Origin of the sequence: Desulfuromusa kysingii (assembly GCF_900107645.1) — a bacterium.
GTDB lineage: Bacteria > Desulfobacterota > Desulfuromonadia > Desulfuromonadales > Geopsychrobacteraceae > Desulfuromusa > Desulfuromusa kysingii.
In genome coordinates this window covers 226145-242753 of the sequence record NZ_FNQN01000003.1, presented here as the reverse complement: position 1 = coordinate 242753, position 16609 = coordinate 226145, and the positions used below count along the sequence as shown (strand labels likewise).

The window sequence follows — 16609 nt, the reverse complement described above, 5'->3', positions numbered from 1 at the left end:
GATAACCGGCGGCAGGCAGGCTTATGCATACCACCAAATTATTTGAATTAAATAGCAGACGTATTATTCCGTCCGGTTAATACTATTGTTGGGCTCGGTCACTATGGGAGTTGCACCGATGAAAACATAGGCTCTTGGTGAACCGGATACTTTTCTAAAAAGGGCCTATACTTTGATTGGTTACCGAAGTGTGTATAGAGAGCTTTTGTTCCCTCTACAGCTGAATACAATGCTGCCCTAGCCATTTCGACAGTGGCTATAGCTGATGATTTATGGACAGTATCGTTTCGCCGTTTTCGAAGTAGCTCTGTTGATAAGAATGGTTCAGCGCTTAAGTCCAATGGTGACCCGGTAATAGGCTCGACCCAGTTGGTAAGAGCTTTGTGATATCCCCCATTATCGAACTGCTTTTGGGTAATAGAAAAGTCCGGTAATTGGCTTCCGATATGTGGTCGAATCAAACCAAACAACGCCACTTCCATCATATGGTTTGCCCCAACTACTGCTAGCTGACAAAGTGCTGAAGTTTCCTCAGTAAGGTCGTTGTTCTTGGCGGGAAGAACTTCGTAAACCAATTTTCTAGTGCCTATATATGATTCTGTCCATGAGTCATGGTTGAGCCACGCTATTTTAAAGGTTTTATCTAAAGGTTGAAGTGGCATTTCCCTGCTCCCCAATTTTCGGTCATTCCGGGGACATAATACCAATTTCAGGAAATAAGTATTATGTCCCCGGAATTCTCTTTTCTGGTGTTAGACGGATTTATAAGCTTTTTATGTATGGTGTAAATACCGTGACCATGTTTTTCATTTTCTCGATAAGTCTATTCTGTAGTTCTTCCCATTGATCGATATTTTCCACGCCATACTTTTCTCTCGGGTTTGTCTGAATACGACAGGATTTTCTACCTTCAATTTTTTCCCATCTAAGGCTTTCACCCAATGTCCTTTCAATCTCATTCCTCGACAGGCTAAGCTGAGAAAATACATTATGGGATTTAGATTTGTCACCAGGTAGCATTATCTCTAATTCAACCCATGACTCGTTTTGTTTGATGGCAAAGGCCCATTTTAACCCAGTTTTTCCGGCTGAGGCATAAACTGCATTTGGCTTTGAAGGCGAAGGAAAGTTGAGGGGAATTAGTGATTGTGCCTTTTCGAGCAAGGTAGACCAAAAAGACTCTCTCGTACCTGATAAGGTAAAGTTTTTTTTCGAAGCCGTGTTGTTCTGAAGAGAGGATTCACGAGCACTTTTCGTTTGCGTAGATTTTTTTTCTAAAGAGGACAATTGCTCTTTATTCATGTAAGGGGATAAATCTTCTAGAGCAAGCTCTTTCCATTCAAAACCATGGTGGTCCAATGAACGTCTGAAGTTTTCGGGGACTCTTGTTCCAACAAGCATAACGCGAATATCTGGTGTTCCTTGTTTCAGAAAATGGCCTTCATAGTCGAGAATTTGAGCAATGTCTTTTCTTACGATTGTTCCTCTTTTTAGTTCGACAATTAGCTGATGACCATTCTTGTCGTGAAACAAAAGATCAACAAATTTGCCACTTACGTATATTTGACGCCCTTTAAAAGTGAGACCATCTTCTATTAAGGAAGGAACTCGGCAAATGATATCTTCAATTTCCTTTTCTTTCATCTAGTCTCCTTTTCTGGTGATAGTCTAACGGTAGTGATAAGCGGTGGCGACGCGAACTTGCGTTTACCACTGAATTATTCGTGAACAACAAAGCTATATTCCATCCGCTTTATTATATGGTTAGGTATTTTTATGTTTTAAATGATCCATAAGCTGCGCCAATCATTGTACCGTTTACCATAGAACCTAAAGCAAATATTGAAGCGTTTATTACATTGCTACCGTCAATAAAAATTATTGCAAGCGACCATGGGGTGCTTATAACAAAATTAAATAACAACAACGGTAAGTAAAAAAGAAACGTAGATTTATCACCGCTTAATACTTGTGAAAAACCTAAAGAACCAAGACTTAAACCAATTAATGCCCCCAAAAAAGAGTAACGAAATATGTAATTATATTTTTTTCTGCAACGTAACTTATTATTAGTATCATCTACAGAAGTAAAAAATAAAAATATCGGAAGAACAATTATTCCGAGTCCAAGGGTAAGAAGTAGCCATAAGTGTATATTTGCATTTCGTTTTTCAGATAATCTTATAACCAGAAAAATTGCAGCAAAATGAAGTATAAAAACAGAAACAGCAATTAATTCTTGATTCATCTTGATACCTAACGGCTTGGATAACCGGTGGCGATGCGACCTAAGCAAACCACTGAGTTATTCGGATTAAAAAACAGAAGCATCTTCCGTCCGGTTGATTCTGTGGTTAGCAGTTTTGTGGCAGCCTGAGCCACTTAACCACAGAGATTAACTTAACTATTTCCAACATCACCACAATTGCGATAGTGAAAACGATGGCCGGTTTTTCACATAATTTTAGTGGCCAAAGAAGGAAGAATGCTGAGGGCACGAAAAAACCCAAACGTAAGGGGAATTGCATGTAAGCCAAGAGCGCTACCTTCTTGTTTCTTTCGTAATTCCGAGGACATAATACTTATTTCCTGAAATTGGTATTATGTCCCCGGAAATCGGTTTCTTAAACATAACGGGTGAAGATAACCGGCGGCAGCCTACGCAATGCGACCCACCGAGCTATTCAAATTTTGTCAGACGTATTTTCCGTCCGGTTCATTATCTGCTTAGCTGTATTTCTATTTTGTGGCAGCAAGCTTCAATATATTTGCAATGTTTTGAAGTGCGGCTTTTCTTGCTTTTATTTCAAGTTCCTTGTTCCCGTCACTGATGTAGTCAACAAACGGGCAAGGCGCACTTTCTGGTTCACCATTTGGATATTGATATTTGCACCATGCTTTTTCGAGACAGCTGCTTTCGCCATTTCCCAAAGTCGATTTGAACACGGAAATAGCTCTTTCGTGCTTTTCTCTACTGGCGGTGAGAACGTCGAACGTATTGGTCTTGAAAATGGTTTCTTCGTTAATGGTTTCACCGAGGAAGGCAATTTCGTCAGCGAAGGCATTTCTGAATGTGGCAGCAGATGTGTTGAGAGTTTCAATCATTCTCTTATGTTTCCAATTGCCTCTGCGGACGGACCACCCAATGATGATAAGTACCAAGACGGAAACGATACCGAGAAGGTTAATTGTGCCAATTTCTACCTTAAAACCGAAAATGCTCATAACACCGCCACAGAAATAAAGGTATTCATTATTCTGTTAATTTGGGTTTTCAATTTCGCGGGAATTCTTTACCTAATATGGCTGAACATTAAGCGAAAGTTTTTCTTTTAAACGGCTAACGGTTCATGATAATCGGCGGCGACGCGAAGTTATGGCCACCACCACAATGTTGTTTTGCCTATTGTGAAAGAACGATTGACTAATAGCCTAAAGACATTAAGTTGTTAGGCCGCTTTTTAGTTTTCGAAAGTTGTCTTTAAGTTCAATAGCTCACCAACTTTTTTTATTGCCCTTGTGTTTGTAAATCGAAAGTTAGTTTTTTGACCATTGTAGGAAGGACTATCTTCAAAAACTTTACTTGTTTCACGCATTCCGTAAGAAATACGATTTAGTTCTCTTGACGCTAAGTGGATATTTTCTTTAGAAGGCAATTTGAAAAGTTTTTGTACCAGCCTGTAGCCTACAATAATTGTTGAGGTTGAAATGATTTCTGCTGACTTTGTTTCAATTTCGCGAGCGATCTCTGTATTGAATGAAGCGTTTGTAATTTGGGCTTGGTAGAGAAGTAATTTATTGCTGACACTTCCCAGTGATTTTTTAAGTTCTTGGGCTGGCTCGATCACCAATTTTAAAAGTATTTGTCCTGTCGCAAAAATAAGGACGCCACCAAGTACAGTCAGGGCAAAGGTAATCATTTGACTTTCTAGTAATGCTGACTGAGTTACTGCTGCAGAACTTGCCATTAAATTTTCCTTTTTCGGCCTAACGGTTCATGATAACCGGCAGCGACGAACTGTTCGAGCACCACCGCAACTTTAGACATTTTGCTTTCCAATTTAAAACAGATGTATTTTCCGTCCGGTTGATTAAGGTAAAGGGGTCAAATCTTTGCTTACTTCTTATTGAACTTCAGGCCTATTTCGTCGATCCGTTAGCGTAGCTTTAGATGAAAAACGATTTGGCTCTTTGCCATCCTGTATCGCCCACACAACCAAGATAATCCACCCGATAACAGGGATAAACCAGAGGAGAAGAAACCAGCCACTTTTATCAACGTCATGCAACCGCCGCACTCCAACGGCCAAAGACGGGAGGAGAACAGCTAACGAAAACAACCCTGACAAACGGTCGCTGAACATGCCGAGTGCCGCTGATGCGAGAAATGTAAACAGGAAAAACCACCAGTACTCTGATCTGGTGGCGCGGCCGTCAAACATTGCATATTTTGAGAAGCAAGTGCGAATGGATTCGCTAAAGGTCATTATGTCTCTCCTTATTTTGTTAGGGATATCCTCTCAATCCCCACTTAAACAAAAAACGCCATACCCCTGAAATGATTTCAGAAATACGGCGTTTAATTTATACTTATTTTTTGTTGTTTCGCACGGCCCCACCCTCCTGCATAAAAACAATTTATCATTAATAACGGCAGAACCTGTTTTTGTCAAATACTTCTATTGCCTGGCAAAGCTAAATCATGATGCGATATCGCTAATTCAAAATCCCAACTGGACAGAAATCGCTTGAACGACTCCCTCCATCTCTGCGGTGGAAATCGTACCAGCACAAGCGACAAGCCTTTGCTTACTCACAGTCGTCAATTGATCAGCCATCGCTTTGGATTTTTTATCCTTGAAGGTGACATAGGCTTCGCTGGGATATAAGCGCCCCGTGTTACTGGTCAGTGGAACAACCTGCACCCGGTTCAAAAAACGATTAGCGGCATCATTGCTGACAATGACAGCTGGTCGCTGTTTGCGGATTTCTCCACCGACTGAAGGGTCAAAGTTGACCCACCAGACATCACCCCTCTTCATGATTCACATCTCCAATGGTCCCTTCAGACCACTCAAGCGCTTCGGTCTCCCTGACGTGATCAGCCCCCATAGTTTCGTACGCAGCATACATATCCTTTTTAATCACATGTGGCCGTACCAGATCCTCTATGAAGCGACTGATCTTACCCGGACCAATAACCGTGCGCAGTCCGTCGTAGACTTCCTCATCAATGGTGACTGTTAATTTTTTTTGCATATGAGTACCTCCAAACACTTAACACGTATTCTACACGTGTCGATGTGACCTGCCAAGAAGCAACTGAGCAACGTCAGTAATAAAGAATTGATTTCTGAACGCCCCCTCCCCCGTGTGACGCTGCCGGAGTGGAACAGCTGATTTGAGAAAAAGAGCGGTAAATGTTTGAGCGAAGCGAGTTTTTGCCGCTCCTCAAAATAGCTGTGGAATGGAGGGAACCCGCAGGGCAAGGAGATCGGGTGTGTTTCTTTGCTTACTTTCTTGTCACACAACAAGAAAGTATGGCGGCAAGCGGGGCCGCAACCCCGCGACCTTATGATCTATCAGAATCTTGCGGTTGAAGCAAAAACGGAAGAAACGATTCAAAATTTCATAATGAATCTCTGTCCCGTATGACGCTGCCGGAGTGAAACAGCTGATTTGAGAAACAGAGCGGTAAATGTTTGAGCGAAGCGAGTTTTTGCCGCTCCTCAAAGCAGCTGTGGAATGGAGGGAACCCGCAGGGCAAGGAGGTCGGGTGTGCTTCTTTGCATACTTTCTTGTCACACAACAAGAAAGTATGGCGGCAAGCGGGGCCGCAACCCCGCGACCTTATGATCTGTCAAAATCTTGCAGTTGAAGAAAAAAGAGGAGAAACGACTCAAAATTTCATAATGAATCTCTGTCCCGTGTGACGCTGCCGGAGTGGAACAGTTGATTTGAGAAAAAGAGCGGTAAATGTTTGAGCGAAGCGAGTTTTTGCCGCTCCTCAAAACGGCTGTGGAATGGAGGGAACCCGCAGGGCAAGGAGGTCGGGTGTGCTTCTTTGCTTACTTTCTTGTCACACAACAAGAAAGTATGGCGGCAAGCGGGGCCGCAACCCCGCAACCTTAACAACAGTCAGTCAAAACCAAACAACTAAGATTTCAAAAACAACTTCTTATTCAAACGAAACATCGTCTTGATCGTCACATATTGCAAGTAAACCAACGGAATCTGTAGCAAAAAATAAACAACGCTAAACTGGGTTAAAATCCCATTGCTGACCAACCCGTGATGAAGAAAAAATTGACCAAAAACAAACAATGCGACACCGGGACAGATCAGCGCCAAACTCCCTGGACTGATAACCGTCCCGCTGACATATTCATCAAAATAATTAAGCCTCTTCATCGCCTTGTATCCAACCAGACCAAACATCAACTGCAACGATAAAAAAGCCCCGGTTAAAATCAGATACGAGGTATGCGTAGAACTGGTATCAAAATTGTGATCAAGTCCATGCATCAACCGTACAGCACTGATCCCCATCAGGGTAATAATCGGAATGCCAATCCACAAGCTGGCACTCGACTCTTTATCAATCCCGTTCTGAAAAATCGATGACATCCCCAGAACGATTTTTATAAAAGCCAACCCCAGAGCAACAACAAAGAAAAAAGTGGAAAATAAAAAACCCAATCCCGCCGTCAACTTGAGATGTGACATCGCAGTCGGCGCTGCCAGTCCGACCGACACCATAGCAAAGGCAAAGATCCCCAAGAGTTGGCTGAGATTGTTGTTCTGGGCGTAATCGTAGTTACCTTGAATAATAAAATCGGTGAAATAGCCGAGAAACAGTTTCAAAGCATAGATGCCGATAAGGAGAAAAGCAATCATGGCAAAGGGTAAGAGATACTCGATAATTGTCCAGAGTTTCGGGACAAAAACCGCCCCGAGAACAAACGCAACATTGACTGACATGGAGTAGGTCAACGGCACAGCCATAAAACTGACAGCCTTGTGACTGGAACGCATTGCAGCGGCTTCTGGGGTTTTACAAAACGCCCGATACTGAACAATATTCCAGGTCAAATAGCGATAATGGAGAATCGCAAAGAAAATGATGCCTGCAAGGGCAACAACAATCATCGCCTGGATCGGCACAGCCCCGCCGGTCAATTGTGGGTAGAGGAGGTCAAACGTGGGCATCGGCAAGCCCTTGTGCTCAACCATGAACATCAGGTACATAAAAAATGAGACGGAGAGCCCCCCACAACCAAGGCTAGCCAAGAAATAGATCGGTGTGTAGTTTTTTGATGCTGGTTTCATCCTTAATATCCCCTATATATATTTTTTTACAACATATATCATTTAATACGACCATTGAAATAATATCAAGGGGGCAAGGCAATCAATTTATAGATTTATCCCCTACCAGAATTGCCAGTGCCCCGTTTGCAAAACATAAATGCCCAAAATCAGGTTGGTGACCGCATGGGCGAGCACACACTGATAGATACTTTTGGTCCAATAAAGCAGGCCACTGTAAGCTGCTCCGGCCATGATGCCAGCCAGAATCAGGTTATGTTCCAGACCAAACAGGACCGCACAAATCAAAAAGGAGGTCAGGGTAAATGTCCCGATACGGACACTGCTGAAATTTGCAGTGATCACGTAGCGCAACATAAAAGAGCGCCAGAACAGCTCTTCCATGATCGGGACGACTAAGGCCGCTCCAAACAGACGGGAAAAAATCAGCAGGTTTCGAGAGGTGGCACTTTCAATCAAGAAGGGATCAAACCCTTTACTTTCACCGAGAGCAGTGAAGCCCCAATCCATATTGATCCAGAGGATAAACACCAACAGGCCGATGCCGATACTGGCGATGCTGTGGCGAAGATTCTTAAAGTCACTGAGCTGTAACTCGGTATATTGACGCCAGAAAAACAGGATCAGACCGAGCACGAGCACGGTTTTGAGCGGATAGAGATAGAGCATTTGTTGTGCAGTCAGATCAAGCCACCCTTTGCTGACTGACAATTCCAGAAGCTGCTGCACGCCAATAAAAGCCATAAACGTGGCGAAAGGGATAATCCGTACCCAACCTGCTTTACCCATGGTTCCCTCCAGATTTAATCAATGAATTTGCTTCCACGCTGTGGTGACCTGCTGCGCTTCCAGCATAAAAGCAATAGAGTCCGTTTCCAGTTCAGCACGCCATAGCTCCAACTGAGAAAAACCTGCTGCCAGTGGAATTTTATGCTGAATCCGCTCCTCTAAATGTTGTAATACTTTTTGTACGGTCTCCACCTTGCGGTAAGAGGTCAACCAGTCATATTGGATCATCCGTGGCAACTGTTGCTGTAATCCCGGGCTAAGATATGGGTAACAAGACTGCAAGCCACGATAGACATCCTGAGAAAAATCGGCAAGCGGTTGGTCAGAATATTCATCCCAGCGACAGGCCAAAAAATGGTCATAGAAGACATCAACCAGGACACTCCGGGCAAAACGGAACCGGGGATCGAGTCGACGACAACTGATCTGAAACAGCTCACTTGTCTGGGTCAAATGATCGATATGGCGGTGGAGTTTCACGTGCCGGGAAAGTTCATCAGGCAATGCTGCAGGGACAGCACCCTTAACAAAATCCCCCATCAACGAACCAGACCAGGCCAAAGGTTCCGGGTCCGAAAAGTAGAGATGAGCAAGATAATTCATCGGCGGATCAGATCAGGAAAGCCGCTTAAGCTGTGCGTCAATCTCAACCAGCACCTGCTGATCACCCTCTCCTGTGGAGACCAGATAGCGAAATAATTCGCGCATGACATCTTGCCTGTCAGAGCGGCTAAACCGTTGTACCAGCGTCTCAATCGAATTTGAGATATCGCTTGCAGATGAGAACAGTGACCAGAAGAAATGGGCCGCCTTGTTCCACTCTTTGCGCTCAGAAAAGAGACATATCAGCCCCGCAGTGGCATAGGGTTCGTCTCCAAAGGTCAGAGATTTCAGATAGCTCGTCTCCGCAGCCTCAAGTTGGTCCAGATGAAAATAGGCATCACCCATCCGTGTATGCAAGGCCTGGGTTCCATCTGAGTGGGGAAGAATCTTCTGCCAGACCTCGAGAGCTTTATCATACTGTCGATACCAGCGAAAACAGTTACCCAACCCATAAAGAGCGTAAGGGTTTTTTGGATCAACCTGAAGCGCCCGACGAAAATAACGCTCTGATTTTTCAAAGTCGGAGATTCGCCAGCAAAGTTTACCGATGATGGTTAAAATATGCAGTTCATTCGCGTCAAACTTGAGGACCTTCTCATAGGCCTCAATGGCTTCGGCATCTTTCCCCAGACGGTGCTGCAAATCAGCCAAGCCGGTCAAAGCGAAGCGATCACCAGGAGAAGACTGCAGGATCTGCCGGTAAAATTGTTCGGCGCGCTCAAACTGCAATAAAATCTTGCAACTCTCGGCAATCCGGGTCATGACAAATTTATCTTGTGGTCTTAAAACAAGATAGCGATCCCAGAGATGCACAGCGTCCTGATGACGATTCTGTTTCTTGCAGATATCGCCTAAGCCACGCAAGGCAAACAAATTTTTGGGGTCAACCTCCAACAAATTTCGGTAACAACGTTCCGCTTCTTTAAAGTCGCCAATTTCACGACATGCGTCCCCCATCCCCGATAATAAATAGGGATTTTCCGGTTCTCGTTCCAAACCCACAGCAAACAAATCTTTCGCTTCAAGATACTGTCGGGAACGCAGTTTCTGCCGTGCTTTCTTGGAAATATCAATCACAGAGGGTTGTCGTTGCTGATGGTCTCGAATCGTAGCGCTTTGAGGCTGGGTCACAATAGCTCCTGACTTTACATTTTTAAAAGGTAGAGATTACGCATTACATTGCTGTGTTGTTAATGCTGATGACAATATTATTTGTCCTGTTGCCCATAGCTGCAGAATTTTTCGCTGACGACTTTCATCTCCTCTGCATCGACGAGAACAGGTTCACCGATTGATTTTGCCTGATAGTAGATTCTGGCAACAAGTTCAATTTCCTCTGCCGTGTTAAAGGCTTTACTCATACCATCACCGACAGCCACAAGGCCATGGTTTGCCAATAGCACAGCATTGTAAGCGCCAATACTGGCAATGATATTGTCAGCCAGAGCAGCACTTCCAAACGTTGCATAGGGGGCCAAAGGGACTTTATCACCAGAAAAGGCAACCAGATAATGCACCGCCGGAATCTCCCAATGGAGACAAGCGATAGTCGTTGCGTAAACCGAGTGTGTATGCACGATAGAGTTGATATCTTCACGAGCAGAATAGAGAGCAAGATGGAAACCTAACTCACTCGATGGTTTCAACTCCCCTTCAACCCGCTGTCCGCTACGATCGACGATAACAACGTCGGCAATCGTCATATCATGATAATTGATGCCACTGGGGCTGATCGCAATCAGGTCATCTTCTCTACTGAGGATACTCAGATTCCCGCCGCTGCCTGTCGTCAAACCAGAACGGATCAGCTGCATACCATAGTCAACAATCTGTTGTCGCTCCTGCAACATCAACATAATAATCTCCCGAACCTGTTTCTCATTACAGATGATCCGTAGCTGAGGTCTCTTGTGAAAGGTCAAGTTTGGCCACTTGTTGATGATCGCGTTTGTCCTCTAATTGTGCCAGCAGAGGGGCCGCAAGGGCTTGAAATTCGGCCAGATGTTCTGCACTGACAGACTTGGCTGCCGGAGCCTTGAGCTTGGTCGGATTGACCGGAGCGCCGTTATGTCGCATCCGGAAACAGAGATGCGGCCCCGTCGCCATACCGGTACCACCAAGATAACCGATCACCTGCCCCTGACTCACTCGGGTCCCCTTTTTCAATCCTCTGGCGAACCCTTTCATATGCAAATAAATCGTTGCATAACCATTGCTGTGACGCACTTCGATAAAATTACCATTGCCTTTGGTATAACCAATCCTGTAGATACTCCCATCCCCTACCGTTTTGATCGGCGTCCCCACCGGAGCAACGTAATCAATCGCTGGATGAGATTTCCATGATTTCAGAATTGGATGGAAGCGGTGCATGGTGAAACCAGAGGATATCCGCGTAAACGAGAGAGGAACCTTCAAAAAAGTCTTGCGCATATTCTCACCCTTCTCATTGTAGAAGGATGTCGCCTGATCACCGTCCTTAAAACGGATGGCCTTGAACGTTTCACCCTGATTGACAAATTCTGCCGCGAGAACCTTACCGTAACCGGCCCATTGACCTTCGCGAAAGCGTTTTTCCACCAGCGCCTGAAATGTGTCACCAACGCGAATATCAAGGATAAAATTAATATCCCAGCCAAAGATATCGGCAAGCACGTAGGCCAACTCAGGTGATTCGTCGATGGCAGCTATGGCATCGAAAAGACTACTCTCGATGGTGCCGTGAATGACCTCGGTGACAACATCATAAAGAATCGGTTGACGTTCCATATTGATCTGATCAGCCTCACGACTGATGACCAATTGCTCTTCAGCGTCAATTTCATAGATAAATGAGCTGAACTCCCCATCCAGAGTCACAATTTTATAAGGGTTTCCAGCACATATTTTTGTGAAGGGGAAGACAGCATCACTTTGCTGATTTAAATGATAAATTTCCTGGTCAGTGAAATATTCTCCCAGCAGTGCAGTAATTGAAGATCCTGATGGAACCGTATTTTTTATTTCAGCATAAACGGGTTCAGGAGGAGCGGGAGGAACAACAGGAGCTGCCACAGGTAACGGTTCTTGTTTGCCTTCCGGACTGAAACTGGCTCCACCACGCAACAACAAGACACTGAGAACAACGCACACAGCCACTGCAAACAACGCAACCCAACGCCCCGGTTTCAATTTCTTTTTAAATCCAACCGCCGATTTATGCGGGGGTTGAAAATCTGTGTTGGTAGCCATTGATCAATCCGCAAACAATTATTAGGAATAATTCATATCTTGATATTTAATTTGAATATTATAACAGTTTCCCCTTTCTCCTGTCCAGTCACTGATTATTCGTTTTTCAGATATTGCCACAGGTCTCTCATGGGGATAACATAGCGGCTCACTTATAACCACGATAAAGGATATTAAAGCATGGTCAATCAACAGAGACTTTCTGACGAGTTTATGCGGCAAGCAAGCATCGACAGCCCATCATTCAAAGAAGCTGATATAGCAAAATATCTTGAGAAACGATTCAAAGAGCTCGGTGCTGACATTTGTTTTGATAATGCCGGAGAAAAGATCGGCAGCAGCAGCGGCAATTTGATGGCCCGGCTACCAGGCACCCGAGCAGGAGAGCCGTTGCTGCTATCAGCCCATATGGACACGGTCACCCCAGCGGAAAATGTTCAACCTGTTTTGACAGATGGTCTCTTTACCAGTGCGGGAGACACCGTGCTCGGTGGTGATGACAAGTCTGGAATTGTCGAAATTATTGAAGCGATTGAAGTGTTGCAGGAACAGAAGATTCCCTACGGTCCACTGGAGATTGTTATTTCTGTCTGTGAGGAGCAAGGGCTTCTGGGTGCCAAGAATTTTGACTGCAGCCAATTAAAAGCGAAACAGGGGGTTGTCCTTGATACCTCCGGTGTTGATATTGTCATTAATCGGGCCCCGGCCGCCAACCGTTTTAATATCGACATCTTTGGTCACGAAGCTCATGCCGGTGTTTGTCCGGAGCAAGGGCTCTCTGCGATCCAGATCGCCAGCCGCGCCATAGCAAAAATGACTCTCGGCAGAATCGATGCAGAGACAACCGCCAACATTGGCACCATTCACGGTGGACTCGCCGTCAACATCGTCCCCAAACAAGTGACCCTGCGCGGTGAAGTTCGCAGCCACGATCTCAATAAACTACGCCAACAGACCGAACGGATCATCGGCGCGGTTGAAGAAGAGGTCGAAAAAGCCACGATCACGGTTAATGGTGAAACCAAGCGCGCGACCATGGCTCTGGAGTTAAAGGAGGACTTCTCTCCTATGGGGGTCGCTGAAGATGCCCCGATTCTAAAAATTATCCACGCAGCTGGTGCCGCCTTGGGGCGACCACAGAAAATTCAATCTGCTGGAGGCGGTTCCGACGCCAACGTCTTCAACGGCCATGGCATCGAAACTGTGATCATCGCCTCAGGAATGGACAAGATCCATACCATCAATGAGCAGATAGCCGTTGCTGATATGGTCAAAGCCAGCGAGTTGTTGGTTGAAATCATCCGCAGAGCCTAGAGAGCAAGATTCAGGAGTTGCAGTGAAAGTCGCAGAGCACATAAAGCAGATTCAAACACCCCCGATCACCGAAGTTAAAAGCTGGCTGACGAAGCAGACCTTTGCGGCAGATAAACCTCTCGTTGATCTGTGCCAGGCGGTCCCCAGTTATTCACCCCCGAAAGAGTTGATTGAACACTTAAAGGGGGCTATGGATGACCCTTTCACTTTTAAATACAGCCCCGACGAGGGTCTCCTAAACGTTCGTCAAGAGGTTTGTCGCTGGTATCATCGCCACTACCACGGGGCTCCGCAACCGGAGCAACTCTGTTTAACCATCGGTGCTAGCCAGGCCTTCTGGCTAGCCATGACAACGCTCTGTCAACCCGGCGATGAGGTGATTATTCAACTCCCTGCTTATTTTGATCATCTTATGGGATTGCAAGCCCTTGGCATTAAACCCGTCTGCGCCCCCTTTGATCCGACAAATGCTGGCCAACCAGATCTCCAAGCGATCAGCCGCTTAATCAATGCAAAGACCAAAGCCATTTTACTGGTGACACCAAGTAACCCAACCGGCGCCGTGATCCCGGCCAAGCAGATCAATAGTTTTTTTGAATTGGCACAAGCTCGCAACATCAGCTTGATCCTGGACGAGACCTATAACGCCTTTATCGGCACCGCACCTCATTCTCTGTTTAACTGCACTGATTGGCCTGATCACTTTATTCAAATTGCATCATTTGGTAAAACTTTCGCCCTGACAGGTCTCCGTTGCGGAGCCTTGATCGCCAGCGAAAACGTCATCCAGCACACCTTAAAAGTTCAAGACAGTATGGTTGTCTGTCAACCGCGTACGGCTCAATTGGCGTTGCAGTTTGGATGTCAGCATTTGGACGCCTGGGTGGCGAAAAACAGCTTAACCATGCGCCAGCGACATGATCGCTTCAAAACTGATTTTCAGGCGGCAAAAACCGCTTTTGAACTGATCGCCAGCGGCTCTTTTTTTGCTTGGGTTAAACACCCATGGAAAGATCTGAACGGCCGTCAGGCTGCGCAACGGCTGGTTGAGAAAGAAAATCTCATCTGCTTGCCCGGAGAAACTTTTGGACCGGGGCTTGAATCTTATCTGCGCCTCTCTTTCGGAAACATAGAATCTGCGCAAATTCCTGATGCCATTGCGAGATTACAGCACTGTTAAAGACGGATTTTCCTCAACGTCAGGCGACTGTTTCCGACGCATCCCTCTTGATATGGATATCCTGCTGCGGGAATGGGATAGTAATTCCTGCTTCAGACAGAGCTTGGTGAATGGCAAGGTTCACTTGATAGAGGACATGAAAGTATTGTTTTGTCGGCACCCAGTAGCGCATGCCAATATTGATGGCAGAATCGGCAAAGGCCTCAATGCCAACCTGAGGGGCAGGATCAGTAGAAATTTCAGGAAATTGTGCCAACACTTGTTGCAACACTGCGATCGCCCGTTGAGGATCGTCTTCATAAGAGATTCCGACACTGGTCTCGATAATTTTGTTTGCGAAAGAGTTGCGCAGAATTTCACCCACAATCAATTTGTTGGGAATGGTCAACTCTTCCCCATCTTCAGTTGTCAAAATAGTTGCGGCCAGACGAATTTCTTCTACCACACCACTGACGCTTTGCACCGTAATGGTATTCCCCACCACAAAGGGACGGGTAAGAATCAGCGTCAATCCCGCACCATAATTGGATAATGGCCCCTGAATGGCCAAGCTGCTACCAAAAGCGACAGCACCCAATGCAGCAATAAATGGTGCAATGGAGATTCCAAACTTAGCAATGGCGATGATGATCACAAACATCATCACCAAAAGCTTGGTAGAACTGGCAAAGAAACGGGCAAGGGTCACATCAATATTGCGCTTGTCACATAGCCGCAAGACCAGACGCGACAACCAGCCTGACAATTTCAAGCCAATGATAAGAATAATCAGAGCGCCGACAATCTGGAAGCTGTAGTTAATGACAAATTCAGTCACAACATCAATGACCTTCTGCACCGTTTCGAGTTCTTGGCCAAAAATGGCGCTATTTTCCACTTCCATATCACTCTCCTTTAATGCAATTTATATCGATATCAAGCCCTTGGCAGGATGGTCAAAACAATATCCTTGATACAGCATACCAAAAAGAATCCCTGCAACAAATATTATCCAGATTTTGTCTTCAGGCTGATTTCAAAGCAAATCACGGCGATCAGAAAGCACATGATCCCTTTCATTAAAACCAAAAAAACAGTTGACCTGCATAAGAGTTTATGAAATATTTTAAATAATTAACTTTATCATATTGTTTAAAATTAATATTACTCTAGCTTCAGCAGACTATGCCTATAACTCCACAACCATTTTCCCTTCCCATGCACCCCAGCAACAGACAGCTTCCCAGACGATCGTTCGCCTATTTGCTACAATTTCTAATCTGTTTCATGCTGATCTTTTTCATCTCTCCCGCGTGGGCTGAAGAAAATGTCACCATCCTTTACCCTGACGTCTCAGCCCCCTATGACGCAATCTTTGACAAAATAATCGCCGGGATCGATTCGCAACAAACATTGCAAATTCATCCCCTCTCCTTAAAAAAAGAGGATTCAGAGAGCAGATTAAAAGATCATCTGATCAAAACAAACTCGAAAGCAATTATTGCACTTGGCAAACGGGGAACCATCGCAGCAGAAACGTTACAAAATCAGTTACCAACTATTTACGGGGCCCTCCTGTATATCCCCGAGGGGAAAACAGGCATCAGCCTTTCAGCCGATCCGCAACAACAGTTTGATAAACTAAAAGCAATCGCACCGAAAATCACAACAATCTCTGTCGTATTTTCTCCATCAGTCAACACCTGGTTGATATCGTTAGCCGAGCTGGCAGCCGAACAGTACGGCCTGACATTAAAACCATACCCGGTCGAAAATCTCCGTGAAGCAGTGATTCAGTATCGTGACATTTTACAGACATCCAATAATCAAACCGATGCGATCTGGTTACCCCTTGATCCTATCAGCGCCAATGAAAAAGTTGTCTTACCCATGTTGTTGCAGGAATCTTGGAACCGGGATTTAGTGATTTTTTCCAGTAAACCCACCGATGTTCAACGCGGAGTCCTGTTTTCTATGTATGCCGATAATTTTGGTATGGGTCAGGACTTAGCCCATTTATTAGTAAAACAACTGACAGGAGAAATGGTGCCACCCGTCTCCCCGGTCACAACATTACTGACAGCAGTAAACCTGCGGACCGCAGCCCACCTTGGTTTCAATTTTACGTCACAGCAACAACGTCGCTTTGACTTAACGTTTCCATCACGATGAAGAGGCTGTAGA

Annotated in this window: 18 protein-coding genes; 3 read left to right on the top strand and 15 right to left on the bottom strand. The window is 45.2% G+C overall.

Translation table 11 applies throughout. The features are described from left to right. Nucleotides 1-101 precede the first annotated feature (101 nt). The 14 genes from BLU87_RS06415 to BLU87_RS06335 form a co-directional block, all read right to left on the bottom strand. Nucleotides 102-662 (bottom strand): hypothetical protein, encoded by a 561-nt coding sequence (locus tag BLU87_RS06415; protein WP_092345900.1) that lies wholly within the window; start codon nt 660-662, stop codon nt 102-104. A 100-nt stretch (nt 663-762) separates the two neighbouring features. Then, a complete protein-coding gene (locus BLU87_RS06410; protein ID WP_092345898.1) occupies nt 763-1644 on the bottom strand; it encodes a DUF4268 domain-containing protein in 882 nt (293 codons plus the stop codon). Nucleotides 1645-1774: 130 nt separating this feature from the next. Beyond that, nucleotides 1775-2248: a hypothetical protein gene (locus BLU87_RS06405; RefSeq protein ID WP_092345896.1), complete on the bottom strand. Its 474-nt coding sequence runs from the start codon at nt 2246-2248 to the stop codon at nt 1775-1777. Between the two features lie 491 nt (nt 2249-2739). Continuing rightward, nucleotides 2740-3105 carry a hypothetical protein gene (locus BLU87_RS06400; protein WP_092345894.1) on the bottom strand — a complete coding sequence of 122 codons (366 nt, stop codon included), beginning with the start codon at nt 3103-3105 and terminating at the stop codon, nt 2740-2742. 356 nt (nt 3106-3461) lie between these two features. Continuing rightward, nucleotides 3462-3968 carry a hypothetical protein gene (locus BLU87_RS06390; RefSeq protein WP_092345890.1) on the bottom strand — a complete coding sequence of 169 codons (507 nt, stop codon included), beginning with the start codon at nt 3966-3968 and terminating at the stop codon, nt 3462-3464. A gap of 156 nt (nt 3969-4124) precedes the next feature. Then, a complete protein-coding gene (locus BLU87_RS06385) occupies nt 4125-4487 on the bottom strand; it encodes a DUF805 domain-containing protein (protein WP_092345888.1) in 363 nt (120 codons plus the stop codon). Nucleotides 4488-4721: 234 nt separating this feature from the next. Then, nucleotides 4722-5042, bottom strand: a complete 321-nt coding sequence (locus BLU87_RS06380; RefSeq protein ID WP_092345886.1) for a type II toxin-antitoxin system PemK/MazF family toxin — start codon at nt 5040-5042, stop codon at nt 4722-4724. After that, nucleotides 5029-5259 (bottom strand): addiction module antitoxin, encoded by a 231-nt coding sequence (locus tag BLU87_RS06375; protein ID WP_092345884.1) that lies wholly within the window; start codon nt 5257-5259, stop codon nt 5029-5031. The genes BLU87_RS06380 and BLU87_RS06375 overlap by 14 nt, the downstream gene beginning before the upstream one ends. An 897-nt stretch (nt 5260-6156) precedes the next feature. After that, on the bottom strand, nt 6157-7329 hold the full coding sequence (locus BLU87_RS06360; RefSeq protein ID WP_092345878.1) for a TsoY family (seleno)protein: 1173 nt from the start codon (nt 7327-7329) through the stop codon (nt 6157-6159). Between the two features lie 102 nt (nt 7330-7431). Next, the gene (locus BLU87_RS06355) at nt 7432-8118 is read right to left on the bottom strand and encodes a CAAX prenyl protease-related protein (protein WP_092345876.1); all 687 of its coding nucleotides are present in this window, start codon (nt 8116-8118) and stop codon (nt 7432-7434) included. Between the two features lie 18 nt (nt 8119-8136). Beyond that, nucleotides 8137-8721 carry an acyl carrier protein phosphodiesterase gene (locus BLU87_RS06350; protein WP_092345875.1) on the bottom strand — a complete coding sequence of 195 codons (585 nt, stop codon included), beginning with the start codon at nt 8719-8721 and terminating at the stop codon, nt 8137-8139. 12 nt (nt 8722-8733) lie between these two features. Next, on the bottom strand, nt 8734-9852 hold the full coding sequence (locus tag BLU87_RS06345) for a tetratricopeptide repeat protein (protein WP_092345873.1): 1119 nt from the start codon (nt 9850-9852) through the stop codon (nt 8734-8736). A gap of 77 nt (nt 9853-9929) precedes the next feature. Then, entirely contained in the window at nt 9930-10577 is a 648-nt protein-coding gene (locus BLU87_RS06340) for an L-fuculose-phosphate aldolase (RefSeq protein ID WP_092345871.1), read from the bottom strand. A 25-nt stretch (nt 10578-10602) separates the two neighbouring features. Continuing rightward, nucleotides 10603-11952, bottom strand: coding sequence for a peptidoglycan DD-metalloendopeptidase family protein (locus BLU87_RS06335; protein ID WP_092345869.1), 1350 nt, complete (start codon nt 11950-11952; stop codon nt 10603-10605). Nucleotides 11953-12132: 180 nt separating this feature from the next. On the opposite strand from BLU87_RS06335, the gene BLU87_RS06330 reads away from it, so the two are divergent. Both BLU87_RS06330 and BLU87_RS06325 read left to right on the top strand, forming a co-directional pair. Next, a complete protein-coding gene (locus BLU87_RS06330; RefSeq protein WP_092345867.1) occupies nt 12133-13266 on the top strand; it encodes a M20/M25/M40 family metallo-hydrolase in 1134 nt (377 codons plus the stop codon). A 22-nt stretch (nt 13267-13288) separates the two neighbouring features. Beyond that, nucleotides 13289-14446: an aminotransferase gene (locus BLU87_RS06325; protein ID WP_245706398.1), complete on the top strand. Its 1158-nt coding sequence runs from the start codon at nt 13289-13291 to the stop codon at nt 14444-14446. Nucleotides 14447-14465: 19 nt separating this feature from the next. Here BLU87_RS06325 and BLU87_RS06320 read toward each other — a convergent pair whose 3' ends face one another. After that, nucleotides 14466-15329: a mechanosensitive ion channel family protein gene (locus tag BLU87_RS06320; RefSeq protein WP_092345863.1), complete on the bottom strand. Its 864-nt coding sequence runs from the start codon at nt 15327-15329 to the stop codon at nt 14466-14468. Nucleotides 15330-15610: 281 nt separating this feature from the next. Between BLU87_RS06320 and BLU87_RS06315 the strand changes: the two genes are divergently transcribed. Then, nucleotides 15611-16597 (top strand): ABC transporter substrate binding protein, encoded by a 987-nt coding sequence (locus BLU87_RS06315; protein WP_092345861.1) that lies wholly within the window; start codon nt 15611-15613, stop codon nt 16595-16597. The last annotated feature ends 12 nt before the right edge of the window (nt 16598-16609 follow it).

Excerpts from the sequence above, each read along its gene's own strand:
- BLU87_RS06340 (WP_092345871.1), bottom strand. The coding sequence starts at position 10,577 with ATGTTGATGTTGCAGGAGCGACAACAGATTGTTGACTATGGTATGCAG.
- BLU87_RS06350 (WP_092345875.1), bottom strand. The coding sequence starts at position 8,721 with ATGAATTATCTTGCTCATCTCTACTTTTCGGACCCGGAACCTTTGGCC.
- BLU87_RS06355 (WP_092345876.1), bottom strand. The coding sequence starts at position 8,118 with ATGGGTAAAGCAGGTTGGGTACGGATTATCCCTTTCGCCACGTTTATG.
- BLU87_RS06320 (WP_092345863.1), bottom strand. The coding sequence starts at position 15,329 with ATGGAAGTGGAAAATAGCGCCATTTTTGGCCAAGAACTCGAAACGGTG.
- BLU87_RS06410 (WP_092345898.1), bottom strand. The coding sequence starts at position 1,644 with ATGAAAGAAAAGGAAATTGAAGATATCATTTGCCGAGTTCCTTCCTTA.
- BLU87_RS06380 (WP_092345886.1), bottom strand. The coding sequence starts at position 5,042 with ATGAAGAGGGGTGATGTCTGGTGGGTCAACTTTGACCCTTCAGTCGGT.
- BLU87_RS06415 (WP_092345900.1), bottom strand. The coding sequence starts at position 662 with ATGCCACTTCAACCTTTAGATAAAACCTTTAAAATAGCGTGGCTCAAC.
- BLU87_RS06335 (WP_092345869.1), bottom strand. The coding sequence starts at position 11,952 with ATGGCTACCAACACAGATTTTCAACCCCCGCATAAATCGGCGGTTGGA.
- BLU87_RS06360 (WP_092345878.1), bottom strand. The coding sequence starts at position 7,329 with ATGAAACCAGCATCAAAAAACTACACACCGATCTATTTCTTGGCTAGC.
- BLU87_RS06385 (WP_092345888.1), bottom strand. The coding sequence starts at position 4,487 with ATGACCTTTAGCGAATCCATTCGCACTTGCTTCTCAAAATATGCAATG.
- BLU87_RS06375 (WP_092345884.1), bottom strand. The coding sequence starts at position 5,259 with ATGCAAAAAAAATTAACAGTCACCATTGATGAGGAAGTCTACGACGGA.
- BLU87_RS06405 (WP_092345896.1), bottom strand. The coding sequence starts at position 2,248 with ATGAATCAAGAATTAATTGCTGTTTCTGTTTTTATACTTCATTTTGCT.
- BLU87_RS06390 (WP_092345890.1), bottom strand. The coding sequence starts at position 3,968 with ATGGCAAGTTCTGCAGCAGTAACTCAGTCAGCATTACTAGAAAGTCAA.
- BLU87_RS06315 (WP_092345861.1), top strand. The coding sequence starts at position 15,611 with ATGCCTATAACTCCACAACCATTTTCCCTTCCCATGCACCCCAGCAAC.
- BLU87_RS06330 (WP_092345867.1), top strand. The coding sequence starts at position 12,133 with ATGGTCAATCAACAGAGACTTTCTGACGAGTTTATGCGGCAAGCAAGC.
- BLU87_RS06400 (WP_092345894.1), bottom strand. The coding sequence starts at position 3,105 with ATGATTGAAACTCTCAACACATCTGCTGCCACATTCAGAAATGCCTTC.